The organism is Pseudomonas sp. P4_C4 (assembly GCF_056402055.1).
Map to the genome: position 1 here is coordinate 1 of NZ_JBFUID010000063.1, position 18566 is coordinate 18566.

The window sequence follows — 18566 nt, forward strand, 5'->3', positions numbered from 1 at the left end:
CAGGTCGGCCAGTTTCAGCAGGGATAGCACTTTCAAAACCCAAGGTGATCAGGTCAAGTTCATCAACGAAGACATCGACAACACGCACCGGATTAGTCTCGCTGACGTAATCGTCCAGGCTCTCGGGGAGCAGGGTCCTTTGACCTCGGTGTTCACCTTGAATGAAGCGTTTCATGGGCAACCCTTGCGATGAAATCCTGGGAAATCATAGCAAGGGTTTGCTTTGGAGTTTTTACACACTCTGGGCCGGGGGCGGCTAACCCGGCATCCATGCCGGGTTGCCCACTACGCAGAACCTCCACTCGGCCTCTCGAGGGGGCGTATGGATCAAGAGCTGCAGGCGAGCTAACGCTCGGCCTGATGAGTGGTGAGAAGCAACGGGTGTACGCCGATCTGTTTTTGCTCTTCTGTGGGAGCGAGCTTGCTCGCGATGACGGCAGTCCATCCAACTTCAATGGTGACTGACCCGACGCCATCGCTGGCAAGCCAGCTCCCACAGTTTGATCGGCATGGGCACTATTACCGCGCTAAATGGCGGCATTGCCCAGCCGACCTGATCTCAAGCGCATACGTGCTCCGGCAGAAGCTGGCTTACCAGCGAAGGCATCCATGCACTCGCAATAAACTCAAGTCGAACACTGCATGCTTCCCCCGCTTGAGACATTTCTAATCCGGGTCAATTAGTCCCATTCCGGACGATTCCTACGCGCCCCTCAGAAGCTTCCTATTTCTAAGTCAGTCAGGTTCCTGAAAGCTCTCCTGCGCTTGAGCACGAGCCCAATCCGGGCTTCGTCGAGGTATCGGACTGGCATGGCGACAACCGCCAGGGCCAACCGGTCGATCAACACTCACGTAAAGGGACTGACATGAACGATAGGTTGCACCGTACGGACACACTGGGCTCGTGCAAAGAGGTGATGTGCGGCAAACAGATCAAGCACTGGATCGAATTCCAGTTGCTCGATGAACAGGGCGAGCCACTGGCGAACCTGCCTTATCGCGCGCTGAACGAGGCGACCCGTGTCGACTTCATTGCGCAGTACACGGGCCACACCGATGCCGAGGGGATGATCCGCCTTGACGGCCTGCATCCGCTGGCCATCACCCTGCTGATAGACGCCGAGTCCTTGGCCGAGCAACTGCAAACCCGTCGCCTGCGTGCCGAGCGAGCCGAACCCGCGCGCCCCGGTTTCGCTGATCGCACGCCGCTGTATGGTCCGCAGCGTTCGGGCTTCTCGCCCATCGAACAGCGGGCGGTCGCCGCCGGCCATGGTTATCACTACCTGCGCATCGGCCAGTTGTGCGATCGACTGCCGGCCTTCGATCCACCGTTGGCCGATCCCAGGCAGCCCCCGGCCTACCATTTTCCGGACCCAAAGTTTGGCGGGTTTACCATCGGCGACGATCAACTCGATCGTCGGCATGTGCTGGAAGTCTGCCCGCTGCGCGCCTGGTCACTGACCTTGCATCACCAAGCAGAGTACAGCCTGGTCAATGCTTACAACCTGGCGCTGATGAGTATTTTGGCGTACAGCACGCGGCCCGAGAATGCATTGGGTTCCGTTAAGGAGTTCTTCGAGCGGCAATGTTTGGACTTATCGCGTACCCCCATAATTCTGGACAGTGGTCAGAAATTGCCGTGCGTGGTCACCGATGTTCCCTTCAATGGGCGTTACACCATCGCTGAACCGTTGGACACCACTCAGGCTCGACCGCCAGAGGGGGACACCCAGCTGTTTTATGCCATCAATGCCACCCAGGTGCTGGTGGGTTGGCGGGGTACAGAAGTGGATGGGTTCGCCGATCCAGGTACTGATGCGACTTTCCGCCCGGTAAAACCGCAAGTGCAGGCCTTGTGCGAGCCCAAGGTGCCCTGTGCCGATTTGACTCCAGAGGGCAGTGTGCATTTGGGCTTTCGCGATGCGTTCGAACTGGCCAGAAGAGTTTATGCGAAGGATCTGGGTAAGACGATTCCTGAAGCTATCGAAGGTAAGGGGTTGTTCATTTGCGGCCACAGCCTGGGGGGCGCCCTCGGTCTGGTCCATGCCGCATCGCTGAAAGAGCGAAATCCACTGCTGTACACCTACGGCATGCCACGCACCTTCACCCTCAAGGCCGTAACGTGCCTCAACGAGATCGTACATTTCCGTCATGTCAACGACATCGACCTGATCCCCAGCGTGCCGCCCGAAGCGGCGTTGGATAACTACCTGTACGACCTCTATGGCCCGCTGGGCACTACTCTGGGGTTTGCCTGGTCGATGCTGCAGTTGACCGCCAGCCAGTTGTTCCGCCATGGCGATCCCTTCTGTCACCACGGCGAAATCGCCATGTTTTTCAAGGCCGAACAGCACACCCTTCGGCGAGGCTCGCCGTACCCCGCCTACCGCAACAAGGACGGGCTCGGCGCGCCTTACAACACCACCATCGCCTATCGCCTGTCGGAAAAGGTCAAGTTTTACCTGGTCCCGAGCCTGAGTCCCGACGACGACCAGCAGGCCGAGCAGGCGCAGCAGCGCCTCACCACCTCGTTGACCGCCGAAAGCCGGGCGAGGTTTTTCCCGCCCTTCAGCAATCCCAAGGCAGGCCGGTTCGTGGGTCTCGGCAATCACTTCATGAGTAATTACCAGCCATACATCTACGGCCAGTTACTGGAGTCAATCAACCCTGAGCGCTCGCCGTTGTTGAAGCGGCAACTGGATCGACAGAATTTCGAACAACAGACCAGGGACAACTACGGGAGCCTTGTCGAAGACGAACTGGCACGCAACCGGGTGTTCCTCGATTTGCAAAGTCGTCTCGGCGAAACCTTGCGGGTGACGCAACAGGCCGATGGCGGTGCCGAAGCGTTGCAACGCTTCGATGCCGTGGCCGACCCGAGTGCCTGCTACGAAAGAGCCCACTGTTGAGCCCGGCCCGCGCCGTCAAGGATCTGACCATGATCAAGAAAATGTCCATCGCGATACTCACTCTGTGCATCAGCCTCAATGGTTGCGCCAAGGATCAGAGCCTGGCGCCGCCGCCGGATGGCGAATCGATAACCGTGACGGTGAAAGTGCCGAAGGAGCTGGTAACGGAAAACCTGCAGGTGATGTATCGCTCGACTCTGTGCACCTTTACTGACCACTCCGCCTTTGGCGAAGCCTATCAACGCGATGGCTATCAACGTACCGATCTGCAACTCGTGCGTAAGGGACAAAGCGACCTCTATGTGGCCAAGCTGCCGATCGATGGTGGCGGTGTCTGCCAATGGCGATTGAGCAACGTGACTTTTGGCGTCGCTTATGGCCATCCCACAAACTTTGGCGAAAACGTGACTTACGGGGCAGGCGGTGGTGTGGTGGTGATCTTCGATCACAACAACTCGCCTCGCGGTGGCGCGGACATCAAGGTTGAAGGGGACTTGACGATCAAGAGGGACTATTACCCGTGGTTGAGTGAAGCCTTTCTTGGAGGCTATAGAAAACAGATCAGCTTGGCGGGTGAGGGCCATATCTACTTAAAGTATCAGGCTCTGCAAGTTCGGCAGGTGTATTTCGAACCCGTCCTGCATTCCGACTTTCTGGTCAAGTCGGAGGGTACCAAGGTACATAAAATAGGCAGCTTCATAAAATTCTCTTATCCAGATGGTACGACCGTGGCCGACGGTCGTTTCCAACCAGATTTCCGAAAGTTACAAGCGATCCGCCAGGCAGCGGAGAGCAAACAGTGAGCTTCGTTTTTCCTGCCCTGCGCACCCCCTTCGAACTGGCACGCAACCGGGTATTCCTCGACTTGCAGAGTCGTCTCGGCGAAACCTTGCGGGTGACGCAACAGGCCGATGGCGGTGCCGAAGCGTTGCAACGTTTCGACGCCGTGGCCGACCCGAGCGCCTGCTACGAAAGAACCCACTGTTGAGCCCAGCCCGCGCCGTCAAGGATCCGACCATGATCAAGAAAATGCCCATCGCGATACTCACTCTGTGCGTCAGCCTCAGCGGTTGCGCCAAGGATCGAAGATTGGCGCCACCAGCGGATAGCGAACAGATGACCATCACGGTGAAAGTACCCCAGGAACTCGAAACGGAAACCCTGGAGGTGATGTATCGCTCGGCAGTGTGCAAAAACATCACCCATGGGGCGAGCGGCGAGCGCATCGAGTTGGAGGGTTATCACGGCATTGACGTGCAATTGCAACGTCTGGGGGCGAGTGATCTCTACCAGGCAAAGCTGCCGATCGATGGCGGCGGCGCGTGTCAGTGGCATCTGAGCAATGTGATGTTTGGTGTCGCGTATGGCAATCCCGCCCGCTTTGGCGAGAGCGTGACTTACGGCGCAGGCGGGGGAGTGGTGGTGATGTTTGACCACAATCGACCCTCCAGAAGTTCCGGGTTACCTATCAAAGTAGATGGCGATTTGGCGATCAAGAAGGACTATTACCTTTGGGTTGATGAGGAGTTTTTAGGTCCCTATAAAAAAACTGTCAACTTAACAAGTGATGGCGATATTTACTTGATGTATCAGGCCCTGCAAGCCCGGCAGGTGTATTTCGAACCCATCTTGCACCCTGACTTTGTAGTTTATTCGGCCGGGCCAAAGGTAAAGAAAGAAGGTAACCACACGGTCATCACTTATCCCGATGGCAGTGTCGAACCGGATGGTCGCTGGGGACCTAATTTCCGCAAATTGCAAACTATCCGCCAGGCAACGGAGAGCAAGCAGTGAGCCTCGTTTTTCCTGCCCTGCACACCCCCTTCGAACTGGCACGCAACCGGGTGTTCCTCGATTTGCAAAGTCGTCTCGGCGAAACCTTGCGGGTGACGCAACAGGCCGATGCCGTGGCCGACCCGAGTGCCTGCTACGAAAGAGTCCACTGGTGAGCCCGGCCCGTGCCGACGGAAGCCTGTACCGACCATCTACCGCACCGACATGGCCGACCGCGCCACGTTCAACGAGGTCTACAAACGCTACTTCGCCAAGCCATGGCCAGTGCGTGCTGCGGTGGGCGTGGCGTCCCCGGTGGTGGAAGGCATGCGTGTGGAAGTGACGGCGATAGCGGTCAAGGCCTAAGTCTCCCGGCACACACACAACTCTGTAGGAGCGGGCTTGCCCGCGAAGATGCCCTGCCAGCCAGCCGATCTCTGGCAGACAAACCGGATCAATCTGTGAACTTGGCCACTCTCAATTCGCCACCCGAACCCCACCCAAACTCCCGCTCAATTCATACGCCGCCAATTCCGCCTGATGCGCCGCCAGCAATTCCGGCAACGATCCGCGCAAGTACTCGACCCAGGTCTTGATCTTCGCATCCAGGTACTGGCGCGACGGGTAGATCGCATACAGATTCAGTTCCTGCGAGCGGTATTTGGGCATCATGCGTACCAGCGTGCCGTTGCGCAGGCCTTCTATCGCGGCGTACAGCGGCAGGACGCCAACGCCCATGCCGCTGATGATCGCGGATTTCATCGCGTCGGCGGAGTTCACCAGGAAGGGTGAGCTGTTGATGGTGACCATTTCCTGGCCATCAGGACCGTCGAAGGCCCATTTTTCCAGCGGAATCACCGGGCTGACCAGGCGCAGGCAGGCGTGGTTGAGCAGGTCGCTGGGTTTTTGTGCGCAGCCGTTGGCTTTGACGTAGGCCGGCGAGGCGCAAACGATGCTGTAGGTGATGCCCAGGCGTTGGGAGACGAAACCCGAATCCGGTAGTTCGCTGGCGAGGACGATGGACACGTCGTAGCCTTCGTCGAGCAGGTCCGGCACGCGGTTGGCCATGGTCAGGTCGAAAGTCACGTCCGGGTGGGTCTTGCGGTAGCGGGCGATGGCGTCGATCACGAAGTGCTGGCCGATGCCGGTCATGGTGTGCACTTTCAGTTGCCCGGCCGGGCGTGCGTGGGCGTCGCTGGCCTCGGCTTCGGCTTCTTCGACGTAGGCCAGGATCTGTTCGCAGCGCAACAGGTAGCGCTTGCCGGCTTCGGTCAGGGCGATACGGCGGGTCGTTCGGTTGAGCAGACGGGTTTGCAGGTGGGCTTCCAGGTTGGAGACCGCGCGCGAGACGTTGGCCGTGGTGGTGTCCAGTTGTACGGCGGCGGCGGTGAAGCTGCCAGCCTCGGCCACGTAACTGAAGGCGCGCATGTTTTGCAAAGTGTCCATGGGGTGCTCTCTCGTCGAATGACAAATTGTGACACGAAGTTTCTGTTTATTTACAGGCGACTAAGGATCTACCTACGGATTATCTCGTTAACGGTAACAAAGATTCACAGGAATCCCAGCTTATCGCCCTTCAGGCCGCCCCATAGAATTGCGCTCACCTCTGTAGGAGCTGCCGAAGGCTGCGATCTTTTGATCTTCGCTTCTAAAAGCAACGTCAAAAGATTGCAGCCTTCGGCAGCTCCTACGCACAGAACATCTCCCCACCTCAGGAAATCGCAGCAGTGCCGCGTCGCATCAACAGAGCGCTTCAGCCGCTCAGTGTTTTGGCTTTAACCCTGGCAATCAGCGGCTGCATCGGAACCGGAGGTATTGCCCCGCAGGGCAAGGCGCTGGAGGCCAATTCACTGGCCACCGACGAAGCGATCCAGAGCGCCGCGCAAGATGCGCATTGGCCCACCGCGCAATGGTGGCAAGCCTATGGCGACCCGCAACTGAATCGCTGGATCGACCTCGCCCTGCAAGGCAGCCCGAGCCTGGCCATGGCCGCCGCTCGGGTGCGTCAGGCCAGGTCCATGGCCGGCGTGGCCGAAGCAGCCGAGTCCCTGCAGATCAATGGCGAGTCCACCCTCAAGCGTCACAACTGGCCTACCGACCAGTTCTATGGCCCCGGCGAACTGGCCAACAGCACCACCTGGGACAATAACGCGGCGCTGGGTTTCAGCTATGCCCTCGACCTCTGGGGTCGCGAAAGCAATGCCACCGAGCGCGCCGTGGACATGGCGCACATGAGCGTCGCCGAAGCGCGCCAAGCCCAGCTCGAACTGCAGGACAACATCGTACGGGTCTACATCGAGTTGTCGTTGCATTACGCCCAGCGGGACATCGTCGAAGCGACCTTGAAGCAGCAACAGCAGATTCTCGAGCTGGCGCAAAAACGCCTGAACGGTGGCATCGGCACTCATTTCGAAGTCAGCCAGGCCGAGACGCCGCTGCCGGAAACCCATCGCCAGCTCGATGCCCTCGACGAAGAAATCGCCTTGAGCCGCAACCAACTCGCGGCCCTGGCCGGTAAGGGACCCGGGGAAGGCGCGCAGTTGCAGCGGCCAACGCTGTCGCTGGGGGCACCACTGAAACTGCCGTCTTCGCTGCCGGCGCAATTGCTCGGGCAGCGCCCGGACGTGGTCGCCAGCCGCTGGCAAGTGGCGGCGCAGGCGCGGGGCATCGATGTTGCTCATGCCGGTTTCTACCCGAATGTCGATCTGGTCGGCAGCCTCGGCTACATGGCCACCGGCGGCGGGGCGCTGGAGTTCTTGACCGGCAAGAAACTCAACTACAGCGTGGGTCCGGCGATTTCGCTGCCGATCTTCGACGGCGGGCGTTTGCGCTCGGAACTGGGCGAAGCCTCGGCCGGGTATGACATCGCCGTGGCCAAGTACAACCAGACCCTGGTCAACGCGCTGAAAAACATCTCCGACCAGTTGATCCGCCGCGAGTCCATGGACAAGCAACAGGCTTTCGCCGCCGAGTCGGTGGCCACCGCGCAGAAGACCTACGACATCGCGATGATCGCCTATCAGCGTGGCCTGACCGACTACCTCAACGTGCTCAACGCCCAGACCCTGCTGTTCAAGCAGCAGCAAGTGCAGCAGCAGGTTCAGGCGGCGCGGTTGAGTGCTCATGCAGAGCTGGTGACGGCGTTGGGCGGCGGTCTGGGGGCGGGCAACGATGTGCCGAAAGACAGCCAGACAGCAGCACCGAAAACCCCGAGCCTTTTGCGTTGAACACAAAACCTGTGGGAGCGAGCTTGCTCGCGATGAGGGCGGCACATCCAACATTGATGCCGGCTGATACTCCGCTATCGCGAGCAAGCTCGCTCCCACAGGTTCCGGGTTTCACTGGAATTTATTGAGCAGGATTTGATGACTCCCTTGCCCGCACCCTTGCGCTGGCTGTACTCCCTGGAATGGCGCCGGGGTTTCTTCGACTGGGCACGCAGCGACGGCGTGACCTGGGTCTACATCTTCAAGGTGCTGTTCGCCGCGTTCCTGACGCTGTGGCTGGCCATGCGCCTGGAGCTGCCGCAACCGCGCACGGCGATGATCACCGTGTTCATCGTCATGCAGCCGCAAAGCGGCCAGGTGTTCGCCAAGAGCTTCTATCGTTTCCTCGGCACCTTGGCCGGGTCGGCGGTGATGGTCGCGCTGATCGCCCTGTTTGCGCAGAACACAGAATTGTTCCTCGGTTCGCTGGCGATCTGGGTCGGCATCTGCACGGCCGGCGCCGCCCGCTGCCGCAACTTCCGCGCCTACGGTTTCGTACTCGCAGGATACACCGCCGCGATGGTCGGCTTGCCCGCATTGGCCCATCCGGAGGGTGCGTTCATGGCGGCGGTCTGGCGGGTGCTGGAAATCTCGTTGGGCATTCTCTGTTCGACCCTGATCAGTGCCGCCATCCTGCCGCAATCGGCGAGCGCGGCGATGCGCAATGCCTTGTATCAGCGCTTTGGCGTGTTCGCCCTGTTCGTCACCGACGGCTTGCGCGGTCGCAGTCAGCGCGACGCGTTCGAGGCCGGCAACGTGCGTTTCATCGCCGAAGCGGTGGGCCTGGAAGGCTTGCGCAGCGTCACTGTGTTTGAAGACCCGCACATGCGTCGACGCAATGGCCGGCTCAGTCGCCTGAACAGCGAGTTCATGGGCATCACCACGCGCTTCAACGCCTTGCACCAGTTGCTCGAACGCTTGCGCAACAGCGCGGCGGACCAGGTGGCGGCGGCGATCAAACCGGGTTTGCAGGACCTCGCCGAATTGCTCGACGGCTTCAGCGGTCGTGCCCTGACCAGCGCCGATGCGGCGCGTCTGGTCGCGGTGCTGACCGCATACAAAGAAGGTTTGCCGGCGCGGGTACGCTGTCTGCGGGCGACGTTCCAGCAGCACAATCCGAGCGATGCTGAACAACTGGATTTCCACACCGCGTACGAGCTGCTCTATCGCTTCGTCGACGACCTGCACGGTTATGCGCAGACCCACGCCTCCCTGGCCGATCACAGTCACGAGCGGGAGCGCTGGGACGAGCCGTTCACCCCGCAAACCAACTGGATGGCCGCGGCGGCATCGGGGATTCGCGCAGCGTTCATCCTGGTGGTTTTGGGCAGCTACTGGGTGGCAACCGCCTGGCCGAGCGGCGCGACCATGACCCTGATCGCTGCTGCAACCGTGGGCTTGTCCGCCGCCACCCCGAACCCGAAACGCATGGCCTTTCAGATGGCGTGCGGGACATTGCTCGGGGCGCTGATCGGCTTCGTCGAGATGTTTTTCATTTTCCCGTGGATCGACGGATTTCCATTGTTGTGCGTGATGCTCGCACCGGTGATCGTATTCGGCTCGTTCCTGACCTCGCGGCCGCAATACGTCGGTGTCGGCCTGGGCTTGCTGATCTTCTTCAGCACAGGTTCAGTGCCGGACAACCTCACGGTCTACAACCCCTACACCTTCATCAACGACTACATCGCCATGGTGCTGGGCATGCTGGTGTGCGCAGCGGCCGGGGCGATCATTCTGCCGCCCAACAGCCGCTGGTTGTGGCGTCGGCTGGAGCAGGACCTGCGCGGTCAGGTGGTGTACGCCATCAGCGGCAAGCTCAAGGGGCTGGCGTCGAGTTTCGAAAGCCGCACCCGCGATCTGGTGCATCAGGCCTACGGCTTCGCGGCGGGGCAACCGCAAGTGCAGCGCGAATTGCTGCGCTGGATGTTCGTGGTGCTGGAAGTCGGTCACGCGATCATCGAATTGCGCAAGGAACAGGCGATTCTGCCGGTGCATCCGGCCTATGCCGAATCCCAGCCATGGCGCCAGGCGATCCGGGTGATGGGGCGTGCACTGGTGCGGCTGTTCCTGCAACCGAACAGCAGCAACCTCGAACGCGCTCTGGTCGCAGTCGATCACGCCATCAGCCGTGTGCAGTCCACCGACGAACCCTTCGCCCCACACTTCGATACCTCGGCGTTGCGCCGGGTGAAGAGCTACCTGCACTTCATCCGCACCTCGCTGCTCGACCCGCAATCACCGCTTGCCACCTTCGCCAGCAACCAGCCACAAGGACTTGCACATGCCTCGTGAATTCGCCTTCCACGGCGTGTACATGCCGACCATGACCCTGATGTTTTTCATCGCGGCGGCGCTTGCCTGGGCGCTCGACCGGTTCCTGTCCGGGTTCGATCTGTACCGCTTCTTCTGGCACCCGGCGTTGCTGCGCCTGAGCCTGTTTACCTGTCTGTTCGGCGCGTTGGCGCTGACTGTCTACCGTTGACTCTCTATCACTGAGAATGCCCCGATGAAAAAGTTTTTCAGCCTGCTCGCGACCTTGCTGGTGCTGGCCCTCGCGCTGTGGATCGGCCGCTCCTTGTGGGAGCACTACATGAACACGCCGTGGACCCGTGACGGCCGCGTGCGCGCCGACATCATCAACGCCGCCGCCGACGTTACCGGCGAAGTGGTGGACGTGCCGGTGCGCGACAACCAACTGGTGAAGAAGGGCGATTTGCTGATGCAGATCGACCCCGAGCACTACCGCCTTGCAGTCAAGCAGGCTCAAAGCCTGGTGGCATCGCGCAAGGCGACCTGGGAGATGCGCAAGGTCAACGCCCATCGTCGAGCCGATATGGACAACCTGGTGATCTCCCGGGAAAACCGTGACGACGCCAGCAATCTTGCTGACTCGGCCCTGGCCGATTACCAACAGGCCCAGGCGCAACTGGAAGCCGCCGAACTCAATCTCAAACGCACTGAAGTGCGTGCGGCGGTAGACGGCTATGTCACCAACCTCAACGTGCATCGCGGCGACTACGCGCGCATCGGCGAGGCGAAAATGGCCGTGGTCGACATGAACTCGTTCTGGGTCTACGGCTTCTTCGAAGAAACCAAGCTGCCCCATGTGCGCGTGGGTGATAAGGCCGACATGCAACTGATGAGCGGCGAAGTACTCAAGGGCCACGTGGAAAGCATCTCGCGTGGCATCTACGACCGCGACAACCCGGAGAGCCGCGAGTTGATCGCCGATGTAAACCCGACCTTCAACTGGGTTCGCCTGGCGCAACGGGTGCCGGTGCGCATCCACATCGATGAAGTGCCGGAAGGGGTGCTGTTGGCGGCGGGGATCACGTGCACGGTGGTGGTGAAGCAGGACAATGGTGCATGACAGGTAGACCGGTTCGGTCTCGCAGGCATAAGACAGAGGTTCACTCCTTGCAAAACGTCTCATGCAGATGCCGCCAGATCACCCGGCCATCGGCGTGTTTTTCAAACACCACCGTGGAGCGACGATCCGAGTGCAGTCCGGTCGCATCGGTCTGCTGCTCGCGGTAACTCACGGTCGCGCCGCCGTCGTACAACGCAATGCCACACAACTCGCTGAGCTCGATGCGGAACCCGAGTTTCTTGCCGCCCGCCAGCGTGAACAATTCTTTCAGCGCGTCAAAATCCAGCACCCGACCGAGCGGCGAGACCATGGAGAACTGCGGCGAAAACCGTGTCAGCAGTTTTTCGAGTTCGGACGCGTCCCGCTCTTCGGCCAGCCATTGTTCGATGGCCACGTGGGCCTGGATCACTTCGTCGAAGTATTCGGTGTAGTCGGTCATGGAAGTCATTCCTGAAATTTTGCAGTGTCTGTTCTGACGCCATCGCGAGCAGGCTCACTCCTACAGGGAAACGCATTTCAATGTAGGAGTGAGCCTGCTCGCGATAGCGGCGACTCGGTTTCAGAGCTGCCCGCGCAACCCGAACCGCTTCATCAGCCCGGATTCGAGCAAACCCTTGGGTAACAAACTGGCCATCAGCGGCAATGCACGACTGCCATTGCCCAGGCGCACCAGTCGCGCAGGTTTGTTCTGCTGCACAGCCTTGAGCAATCCGGCGGCGAATTCACTGGCCGGGGTCGGTTTGTCCTGGGAAGCCCTGGCCCGGGCGCGAATGCCTTCGCGCAGCGGAAACCATGGCGATTGCTCACTGATCAGTTGCTCGGCTTCGTGCCCGGCATTCTTGGCAAAGCTGGAAGCGATGGCCCCCGGCTGGACTTCCATCACTCGCACGCCGAACGGCGCCAGTTCCATGCGCAAGGCATCGCTCAAGGCATGCACGGCGGCTTTCGAGGCGCAGTAGGCGCCGGCGAATGGCGTGACCAACACACCCGAAACGCTGCCGATATTCACGACCAATCCTTTGGTCCGGCGCAGCACAGGAAACATCGCGCGAGTGACGCCAACGACAGCGAACACATTAGTTTCGAACTGGCGCTGCATGGCCGGTACGCCGCCATCGAGCAGTGGTCCCATGGCACCATAACCCGCGTTGTTGATCAGCACGTCGAGACCACCGCGCTCCTGGTTGATGCGGTCGCTCAACTGCTCAAGGGCAACACCGTCGTTTACGTCAAGTTGCACAGCGGTAAATCCGGCAGCGCTCAGCATGGCGACATCTTCGACCTTGCGCGCACTGGCCCAGACTTCATAACCAGCGCCCTTGAACGCATCGGCAAGGGCACGGCCGATGCCACTGGAACAACCGGTAATCAACGCAACGGGCATGGCGCATTCCTTGTGCAAAAAGTGGGGGAGGGATCAGTCGGAAAAACTACCCTGCAACCGCTCGGCGCGAAACTCCAGGGTTTCCGGACGGTAGCCAGGACGCAATGGCGGCAGCGGCAAGCAATCTTCCCAGTTGCCACCGGCCTGCAATTCGCCGGGGCCACGATAGCGTGGGGCGGTGTATTGGTTGTCGGCCAGGTTCACCGTATCGCCCGGTGCATAAGCCGCGACCCGCCAGCGCAACTCCGTCAGCGGCACGTCATTGCCGTTGTTCAGGGTCAATTGCAATGGGCGGTCGGCGGGACATTGTTGTGGCGCGTAACTGATGCGCAACTCCAGGCGTTGCAGTTGCTTGAGTTCGCGGTGGTCCATCCAGATGACCCAGGTCGCGACGATGCCCAGCCCAGCGGCAGCCGCCAGTGATACGGGCAAGGCCTTGGCCGGATAGCGCAGCAACAGGACCAGCCAGGTGATAACCAGCAGGACGCCGATGAACATGACATGAAATCTCGGGAATAGAGAGGTCATCCTACCTAAGCGAAGGTGGGGTTGGCGATGGGCGATTCGGTGGTGTGCTGCCTGGCCTCATCGCGAGCTTGCTCGCGATGAGGCCAGGCAAGGCAATACAAAACCCAGTGCAAAAAAAGCCCCCGCCCAGCCTGCTGCGGATAGGGAACGCAGTAGGCTGGACGAGGGCTTCTTGTTTTACTGAACGTTACTGCGCGATAGTCTTCACCGCAACCCCACGCTCAATCGGCGTCGAGCGCCCGTAGATATCCTCAAACCGCTCGATATCGTCCTCACCCAGATAGCTCCCCGACTGCACCTCGATGATCTCCAACGGAATCTTCCCCGGGTTACGCAGGCGATGCACCGAAGCGATCGGAATATAGGTCGACTGGTTCTCGGTCAGCAGGAACACGTTTTCGTCACAGGTCACCTCGGCGGTGCCGCTGACGACGATCCAGTGTTCGGCGCGGTGGTGGTGCATCTGCAGCGACAGGCAAGCGCCCGGTTTGACCGAGATGTGCTTGACCTGGAAGCGCCCGCCCATGTCCACCGAGTCGTAGGAGCCCCACGGACGGTAGACCTCGCAGTGGTTCTGGGTTTCGCTGCGGCCTTGTTCGTTGAGGGTGTTGACCATCTGTTTCACGCCTTGGACCTTGTCCTTGTGGGCGATCATCATGGCGTCCTTGGTTTCGACCACGACGATGTTTTCCAGGCCGATCACCGACACCAGTTTGCCGTTGCCGTGGATCATGCAGTTTTTGCTGTCCTGGATCACCACGTCGCCTTTGGTGACGTTGCCGTTGGCGTCTTTTTTATTGACTTCCCACAACGACGACCAGCAGCCGACATCGCTCCAGCCAGCGGTCAGCGGCACGACGCAGGCGCGTTGGGTTTTTTCCATCACCGAGTAGTCGATGGAATTGTCCGGGCAGCAAGCGAAGGTGGCTTCGTCGAAGGTGATGGTGTCGGCATCCTGATGGCTGCGTTCCAGGGTCAGCAGGCAGGTGTCGTAGATGTCCGGATCGTGCTTCTTCAGCTCTTCGAGGAAGCGGCTGGCGCGGAACAGGAACATGCCGCTGTTCCAGAAGTAACCGCCGGACTGGACGAACTCGGTGGCGCGCTTCACGTCAGGTTTTTCGACGAAGTGCGAGACGCGGCTTACGCCTTCAGGCAGCAGCGAGTCGTTGGTCGACTTGATGTAGCCATAACCGGTTTCCGGCTTGGTGGCCGGCACGCCGAACAGCACCATTTCACCGTTTTCGGCGGCGACGGTGGCCAGGGCCAGGGCGCGTTGCAGGGCCTTCTGGTCTTCCAGCACGTGGTCGGCCGGCAGTACCAGCATCAGCTCGTCGCGACCTTCACTGACCAGCATCATCGCAGTCAGGGCCACGGCCGGCGCGGTGTTGCGACCGAACGGTTCCATCAGGATGCGTTGGGTTTCCAGTTTGCGCGCCGCTAATTGCTCGTTGACGATGAAGCGGTGGTCCTTGTTGCAGACCACGATTGGCGAGTCCATCCCTTCGAACACCAGGCGTTCGAGGGTTTGCTGGAACAGGGTGTGTTCGCCGGTCAGGGCCAGGAACTGTTTAGGGAATTGTTTGCGGGAAAGCGGCCAAAGACGTGAGCCACTACCACCTGACAAGATCACCGGAATCATGTTGTTACTCCTTGAATTTCGATTGGTTAGAGCTACTGCGTTCTGTCGTTTCACTCTTGTTTTTGTTCCGTGTCGCAGGGGTTGCGCTGCCTGTGTAGGAGCTGCCGAAGGCTGCGATCTTTTGGCGTATTCAATGACGCCGAGAATCAAAAGATCGCAGCCTGCGGCAGCTCCTACAGAGATCGACGTTACCTCTGCGGAAAAATCATTAGCGCGTCGACACCGGGCGTTTCACCCAGACCGGCGACAGGCTGCTGCCGCTGCCGGTGACGTACAGCACCGCGGCTTCACCGCGTTCCAGGGCGACCGGTTTTACGTCGCCGACTTTGGTTGCGCCGTCATACAGCGCCAGGCTGACCTTCACCGGGTTGATTTCACGTTCGCCACGGCCTTTGGCTGCCACGTTCGGGACCACGTCGGTCTTGCCATCTGCGGTCTTCAGGGTCAGCGCCTTGTCGCTGAGGTTTTGCATGCGTACCAGGGACTTCTGCTTGTTCTTGAACGGCGGCTCTTCGATCAGTTGCGGTGCGCCGCTGGCGTTGTTGACCAGGGTGTAATAGTGGTCGCCGGCCAATTTCACCGGCAGGCTCTGGCTACCGACCTTGGCGCTGTAGTCGCCGCCCGGCATGAAGCTGAAGTCACTGCTGGACAGTGGCGCGACGTCGCTCAGGTTGGTGCTGCCGACGGTGGCGCTGACTTCGGCGTTGCTGGCGTTGTAGATGCGCACGAAGGTCGAGCCTTTCGGTGCGGTCGGGCCGTACAGGGCGGCGTCGCCACCGGCGAAAGCCTGTACCGACAGCACGCTGAGGCCGGCAACCAGGGCAAAGCTTTTAGCGAGACGACGAGGAGTTGTAGTGAAAGTCATGGTGTACCTCTCTTTCAGTTTTGCGCCCGGTCGGGCGTCTCGGATTTGTTGATGTTGGCTACGTTTTGTTGGCGGGCGCCGGCTTGTTTAAGCTCTGCGACCCACTGCGGGTCGGCGTCGCCGATTTCGTTGTTCACGGGCAGATATCGTTCAGGGAACTCCCAGATCAGCACCTGTGGCGGGCTGTTCTTGAAGGCATCGCTTTTCAGGTAGCTGAGCATCGGCAGAATCGGGCCGTGGCCGTCTTCGGCGTAATTGACCACGTCGCTGTGCAGCGCCTGCTTGAGCGCGCCGACGAAGTTCCAGTTGGGGTTGGCGCTGTAGCTGGTGCCGATCAGGGCCACCGGCACTTCGGTGTTGGCGAACAGCGCGTCGTCGCCGGCGGGCCGATCTTCTGCCGCGACCGTATTGCGCTTCTGCAAGGTTTCTTGCTTGGGCATCAGGTTTTCGAACAGCGGGTCCAGTGGCAGGAACAGACGCAGGTCGCCCTTGTGGGTGACGGTTTCCGCAGGTTCGGTGACGAAGCGCTGCGGCTCGCCGCTCAGCGGATACTTGTCGGCGATGGTTTTGGCCAGACGGTTGGCAGCGATCTCGGCGCCTTGCGGCGTCCAGTGGGTGTCGGTGCGCAGGAACACTTGCTGACCATCCTGTTTGGCCTGTTGCAGCGGGCCGAGCAGGTCAGGGGCCGGAATCCGGTCGGCGGCCAGGCGCTGGTGGAAGTCCTTGTAGAGGTTGGCGTGGATGCTCGCCGGTTTCACTTCACCGAGGTGTTCCGGATACAGGCGCACCTTGGCCGGCACCACCGCCATCACCAGTTGCACGCCTTTCTCTTTCAGTGTCTGGCGCACGCCTTCGACCAGCGCGTAGTTGCCTTGCAGGTTCAACTCTTCGTTGACCACCGGGTGGAATTCTTCATCGCTGTACAACCACTGGTCGCGACCGAGCACCACGCCCGGACGACCTTCGTTGAACAGTTTGAAGTCCAGCGCGGCCCAGAGGTTGGTGCCCAGGCGCTTGATCGGGAACTCGTCGTCGTAGTGGGTTTCCACGGCCTTGGTCCAGCGACCGTTGAGCACCGTCGCATCGGCGTTGGTGCTGAAGCCGAAGAAGCTGCGCACCGACCACAGACCCAGCACCAGCAGGGTCACCAGGAACAGCACGATGTAGAAGATGCGTAATGAGCGGGTCATGGTCAGATCCCTCAGAACTGGAAGTAAAGGAACGGCGAGAAGCTTTGCGCCGAGAGTTTGAGAATCGAGGCGATGAACAGCAGCAGCACCAGCGCACGCATCACGTAGCGCGACCAGTCAGCGGTCCAGTAGGCCGGTTGCACCTGGGCTTCGACGCCGACGGTGTAGCCTGGCTGGTGGATGTTTGCCGGGTTATCCCCAGGCACGGCCTTGATCGTTCCCGGTGTCGCAGCGGCCGGGCCGTCGGCGTCGACGTTCACTGCAGGCTTGGTCTTCACCGGAGGCTGATTGGTGTAGAAATCGCGCAGGCCGAAGAACGCCAGGGTCACGTAAGCCACGATCAGCGTTGCCACTTGCAGGCCGGTGAGGCTGGCCTGGTTGAGTTCCGACAGCGACCAGTCACCGAAGCTGAACATCGCGCCGTACATGCGCCCGGCGACGTGCAGGTTTTCCGCGCGGAAGATCACCCAGCCCATCACCACCAGCAGGAAGGTCATCACCCAGCGGATCGGGTTGAAGCTGCGTGGAGAAGTATTCAGGCCGATGGCTTTTTCAATCGCCAGCCACATGCCGTGCCACGCACCCCAGACGATGTAGGTGATGTTCGCGCCGTGCCACAGACCACCGAGCAGCATGGTCAGGAACAGGTTGCGATAGGTCATCAGCGTACCTTTGCGGTTGCCGCCGAGGGTGATGTACAGGTAGTCACGCAGCCAGGTCGACAGGCTGATGTGCCAGCGCCGCCAGAACTCGGTGATCGACTGGCTGACGTAAGGCTGCTTGAAGTTTTCCATGAAGCGAAAACCCATCATCAAGCCCAGGCCGATGGCCATGTCGCTGTAACCGGAGAAGTCGAAATACAGCTGCGCGGTGTACGCCAGCGCGCCGAGCCAGGCATCGCCCGTGGTCGGATTTTGCAGGGCGAAGCAGTGGTCGGCCACCACCGCCAGGGTATCGGCGATGAAGACTTTCTTGATGAAACCCTGCATGAACCGCGTGCAGCCCTCGGAGAACTTGTCGAGGGTGTGGGTGCGGTTGTTGAACTGGTCGGCCAGGTCGCGGAAACGCAACACGGGGCCGGCGATCAGGTGCGGGAAGATCGCCACGAACGCCGCGAAGTCGATCAGGTTGCGGGTCGCCGGGGTGTCGCCACGGTAGACGTCGATGATGTAGCTGATGGACTCGAAGATGTAGAACGAGATCCCGATCGGCAACAGCACGTGGGTCAGGATGAATGGCGAAAGACCCACCGACGTCATCATCGCGTTGATGCTGTCGACGCCGAAGTTGGCGTACTTGAAGTAGCCGAGGATGCACAGGTCGACGGCCACGCCGAGCAGCAGCCAGCGCTGCGCCGGTTTGGTCCTGACCCCGGCGGCACCGACTTTCAGGCCGATCCAGTAGTTCCACAGCGTAACCGCCGCGAACAGTGCGAGGAAGTCCACACGCCACCAGGCGTAGAACACGTAGCTGGCAATCAGCAGCAGCAAATTGCGATAGCGTTGCCCGCTCAGGTAGTACAAGCCGAGAAAGATCGGCAAGAACAAAAACAGGAACACGTTGGACGAAAAAACCATCCCGATCTCTCCTTGTTTGAACCAACAGTCAAGGGCCAACGGCCCCCCCAAACCCCCCACAGAAA

17 protein-coding genes and 2 pseudogenes are annotated in these 18566 nt (G+C 60.3%); 10 read left to right on the forward strand and 9 right to left on the reverse strand.

Going from position 1 to position 18566, the window contains the following annotated elements:
• A pseudogene (locus AC1DXW_RS25660) lies at nucleotides 1-175 on the reverse strand (IS5/IS1182 family transposase); the annotation flags it as partial.
• Nucleotides 176-866: 691 nt separating this feature from the next.
• Here AC1DXW_RS25660 and AC1DXW_RS25665 point away from each other — a divergent pair.
• The 6 genes and pseudogenes from AC1DXW_RS25665 to AC1DXW_RS25690 all read left to right on the forward strand — a co-directional run.
• On the forward strand, nucleotides 867-2909 hold the full coding sequence (locus AC1DXW_RS25665; RefSeq protein WP_477753188.1) for a lipase family protein: 2043 nt from the start codon (nucleotides 867-869) through the stop codon (nucleotides 2907-2909).
• 29 nt (nucleotides 2910-2938) lie between these two features.
• Nucleotides 2939-3712, forward strand: coding sequence for a hypothetical protein (locus AC1DXW_RS25670; RefSeq protein WP_477753189.1), 774 nt, complete (start codon nucleotides 2939-2941; stop codon nucleotides 3710-3712).
• Complete coding sequence (locus tag AC1DXW_RS25675) at nucleotides 3709-3897, forward strand: hypothetical protein (protein WP_477753190.1); 189 nt, start codon at nucleotides 3709-3711, stop codon at nucleotides 3895-3897. The genes AC1DXW_RS25670 and AC1DXW_RS25675 overlap by 4 nt, the downstream gene beginning before the upstream one ends.
• 29 nt (nucleotides 3898-3926) lie before the next feature.
• On the forward strand, nucleotides 3927-4703 hold the full coding sequence (locus tag AC1DXW_RS25680) for a hypothetical protein (protein WP_477753191.1): 777 nt from the start codon (nucleotides 3927-3929) through the stop codon (nucleotides 4701-4703).
• Nucleotides 4700-4858 (forward strand): hypothetical protein, encoded by a 159-nt coding sequence (locus AC1DXW_RS25685; RefSeq protein WP_477753192.1) that lies wholly within the window; start codon nucleotides 4700-4702, stop codon nucleotides 4856-4858. The genes AC1DXW_RS25680 and AC1DXW_RS25685 overlap by 4 nt, the downstream gene beginning before the upstream one ends.
• Nucleotides 4859-4889: 31 nt before the next feature.
• Nucleotides 4890-5048: pseudogene (locus AC1DXW_RS25690) on the forward strand (Rid family hydrolase); the annotation flags it as partial.
• Nucleotides 5049-5159: 111 nt separating this feature from the next.
• Here AC1DXW_RS25690 and AC1DXW_RS25695 read toward each other — a convergent pair.
• Nucleotides 5160-6128 carry a LysR family transcriptional regulator gene (locus tag AC1DXW_RS25695; RefSeq protein WP_477753193.1) on the reverse strand — a complete coding sequence of 323 codons (969 nt, stop codon included), beginning with the start codon at nucleotides 6126-6128 and terminating at the stop codon, nucleotides 5160-5162.
• A 281-nt stretch (nucleotides 6129-6409) separates the two neighbouring features.
• Here AC1DXW_RS25695 and AC1DXW_RS25700 point away from each other — a divergent pair, with 281 nt between their 5' ends.
• The 4 genes from AC1DXW_RS25700 (at nucleotide 6410) to AC1DXW_RS25715 (ending at nucleotide 11318) form a co-directional block, all read left to right on the forward strand.
• Nucleotides 6410-7909: an efflux transporter outer membrane subunit gene (locus AC1DXW_RS25700; RefSeq protein ID WP_477753194.1), complete on the forward strand. Its 1500-nt coding sequence runs from the start codon at nucleotides 6410-6412 to the stop codon at nucleotides 7907-7909.
• 138 nt (nucleotides 7910-8047) lie between these two features.
• Nucleotides 8048-10240, forward strand: a complete 2193-nt coding sequence (locus tag AC1DXW_RS25705) for an FUSC family protein (RefSeq protein ID WP_477753195.1) — start codon at nucleotides 8048-8050, stop codon at nucleotides 10238-10240.
• Nucleotides 10230-10430, forward strand: coding sequence for a DUF1656 domain-containing protein (locus AC1DXW_RS25710; RefSeq protein ID WP_477753196.1), 201 nt, complete (start codon nucleotides 10230-10232; stop codon nucleotides 10428-10430). Before AC1DXW_RS25705 ends, AC1DXW_RS25710 begins: the two co-directional genes overlap by 11 nt.
• Before the next feature lie 24 nt (nucleotides 10431-10454).
• On the forward strand, nucleotides 10455-11318 hold the full coding sequence (locus tag AC1DXW_RS25715) for an efflux RND transporter periplasmic adaptor subunit (protein ID WP_477753197.1): 864 nt from the start codon (nucleotides 10455-10457) through the stop codon (nucleotides 11316-11318).
• 40 nt (nucleotides 11319-11358) lie between these two features.
• Here the strand turns inward: AC1DXW_RS25715 and AC1DXW_RS25720 are convergent, their stop codons facing one another.
• The 7 genes from AC1DXW_RS25720 to AC1DXW_RS25750 form a co-directional block, all read right to left on the reverse strand.
• Nucleotides 11359-11757, reverse strand: a complete 399-nt coding sequence (locus AC1DXW_RS25720; RefSeq protein ID WP_477753198.1) for a DUF4440 domain-containing protein — start codon at nucleotides 11755-11757, stop codon at nucleotides 11359-11361.
• A gap of 120 nt (nucleotides 11758-11877) precedes the next feature.
• Complete coding sequence (locus AC1DXW_RS25725; RefSeq protein ID WP_477753199.1) at nucleotides 11878-12702, reverse strand: SDR family oxidoreductase; 825 nt, start codon at nucleotides 12700-12702, stop codon at nucleotides 11878-11880.
• 33 nt (nucleotides 12703-12735) lie between these two features.
• Nucleotides 12736-13200 (reverse strand): multidrug transporter, encoded by a 465-nt coding sequence (locus AC1DXW_RS25730; protein ID WP_477753200.1) that lies wholly within the window; start codon nucleotides 13198-13200, stop codon nucleotides 12736-12738.
• 217 nt (nucleotides 13201-13417) lie between these two features.
• Entirely contained in the window at nucleotides 13418-14869 is a 1452-nt protein-coding gene (locus tag AC1DXW_RS25735) for a mannose-1-phosphate guanylyltransferase/mannose-6-phosphate isomerase (RefSeq protein WP_477760623.1), read from the reverse strand.
• Between the two features lie 208 nt (nucleotides 14870-15077).
• Entirely contained in the window at nucleotides 15078-15734 is a 657-nt protein-coding gene (locus tag AC1DXW_RS25740) for an alginate O-acetyltransferase AlgF (protein WP_477753202.1), read from the reverse strand.
• Nucleotides 15735-15748: 14 nt separating this feature from the next.
• Nucleotides 15749-16924: an alginate O-acetyltransferase gene (locus AC1DXW_RS25745; protein ID WP_477753203.1), complete on the reverse strand. Its 1176-nt coding sequence runs from the start codon at nucleotides 16922-16924 to the stop codon at nucleotides 15749-15751.
• A gap of 11 nt (nucleotides 16925-16935) precedes the next feature.
• Entirely contained in the window at nucleotides 16936-18501 is a 1566-nt protein-coding gene (locus AC1DXW_RS25750) for an MBOAT family O-acyltransferase (protein ID WP_477760624.1), read from the reverse strand.
• Nucleotides 18502-18566 lie beyond the last annotated feature (65 nt).

Coding starts and splice junctions, on each gene's coding strand:
- AC1DXW_RS25665 (WP_477753188.1), top strand. CDS start 867: ATGAACGATAGGTTGCACCGTACGGACACACTGGGCTCGTGCAAAGAG.
- AC1DXW_RS25670 (WP_477753189.1), top strand. CDS start 2,939: ATGATCAAGAAAATGTCCATCGCGATACTCACTCTGTGCATCAGCCTC.
- AC1DXW_RS25680 (WP_477753191.1), top strand. CDS start 3,927: ATGATCAAGAAAATGCCCATCGCGATACTCACTCTGTGCGTCAGCCTC.
- AC1DXW_RS25695 (WP_477753193.1), bottom strand. CDS start 6,128: ATGGACACTTTGCAAAACATGCGCGCCTTCAGTTACGTGGCCGAGGCT.
- AC1DXW_RS25705 (WP_477753195.1), top strand. CDS start 8,048: ATGACTCCCTTGCCCGCACCCTTGCGCTGGCTGTACTCCCTGGAATGG.
- AC1DXW_RS25710 (WP_477753196.1), top strand. CDS start 10,230: ATGCCTCGTGAATTCGCCTTCCACGGCGTGTACATGCCGACCATGACC.
- AC1DXW_RS25715 (WP_477753197.1), top strand. CDS start 10,455: ATGAAAAAGTTTTTCAGCCTGCTCGCGACCTTGCTGGTGCTGGCCCTC.
- AC1DXW_RS25720 (WP_477753198.1), bottom strand. CDS start 11,757: ATGACCGACTACACCGAATACTTCGACGAAGTGATCCAGGCCCACGTG.
- AC1DXW_RS25725 (WP_477753199.1), bottom strand. CDS start 12,702: ATGCCCGTTGCGTTGATTACCGGTTGTTCCAGTGGCATCGGCCGTGCC.
- AC1DXW_RS25730 (WP_477753200.1), bottom strand. CDS start 13,200: ATGTTCATCGGCGTCCTGCTGGTTATCACCTGGCTGGTCCTGTTGCTG.
- AC1DXW_RS25735 (WP_477760623.1), bottom strand. CDS start 14,869: ATGATTCCGGTGATCTTGTCAGGTGGTAGTGGCTCACGTCTTTGGCCG.
- AC1DXW_RS25740 (WP_477753202.1), bottom strand. CDS start 15,734: ATGACTTTCACTACAACTCCTCGTCGTCTCGCTAAAAGCTTTGCCCTG.
- AC1DXW_RS25745 (WP_477753203.1), bottom strand. CDS start 16,924: ATGACCCGCTCATTACGCATCTTCTACATCGTGCTGTTCCTGGTGACC.
- AC1DXW_RS25750 (WP_477760624.1), bottom strand. CDS start 18,501: ATGGTTTTTTCGTCCAACGTGTTCCTGTTTTTGTTCTTGCCGATCTTT.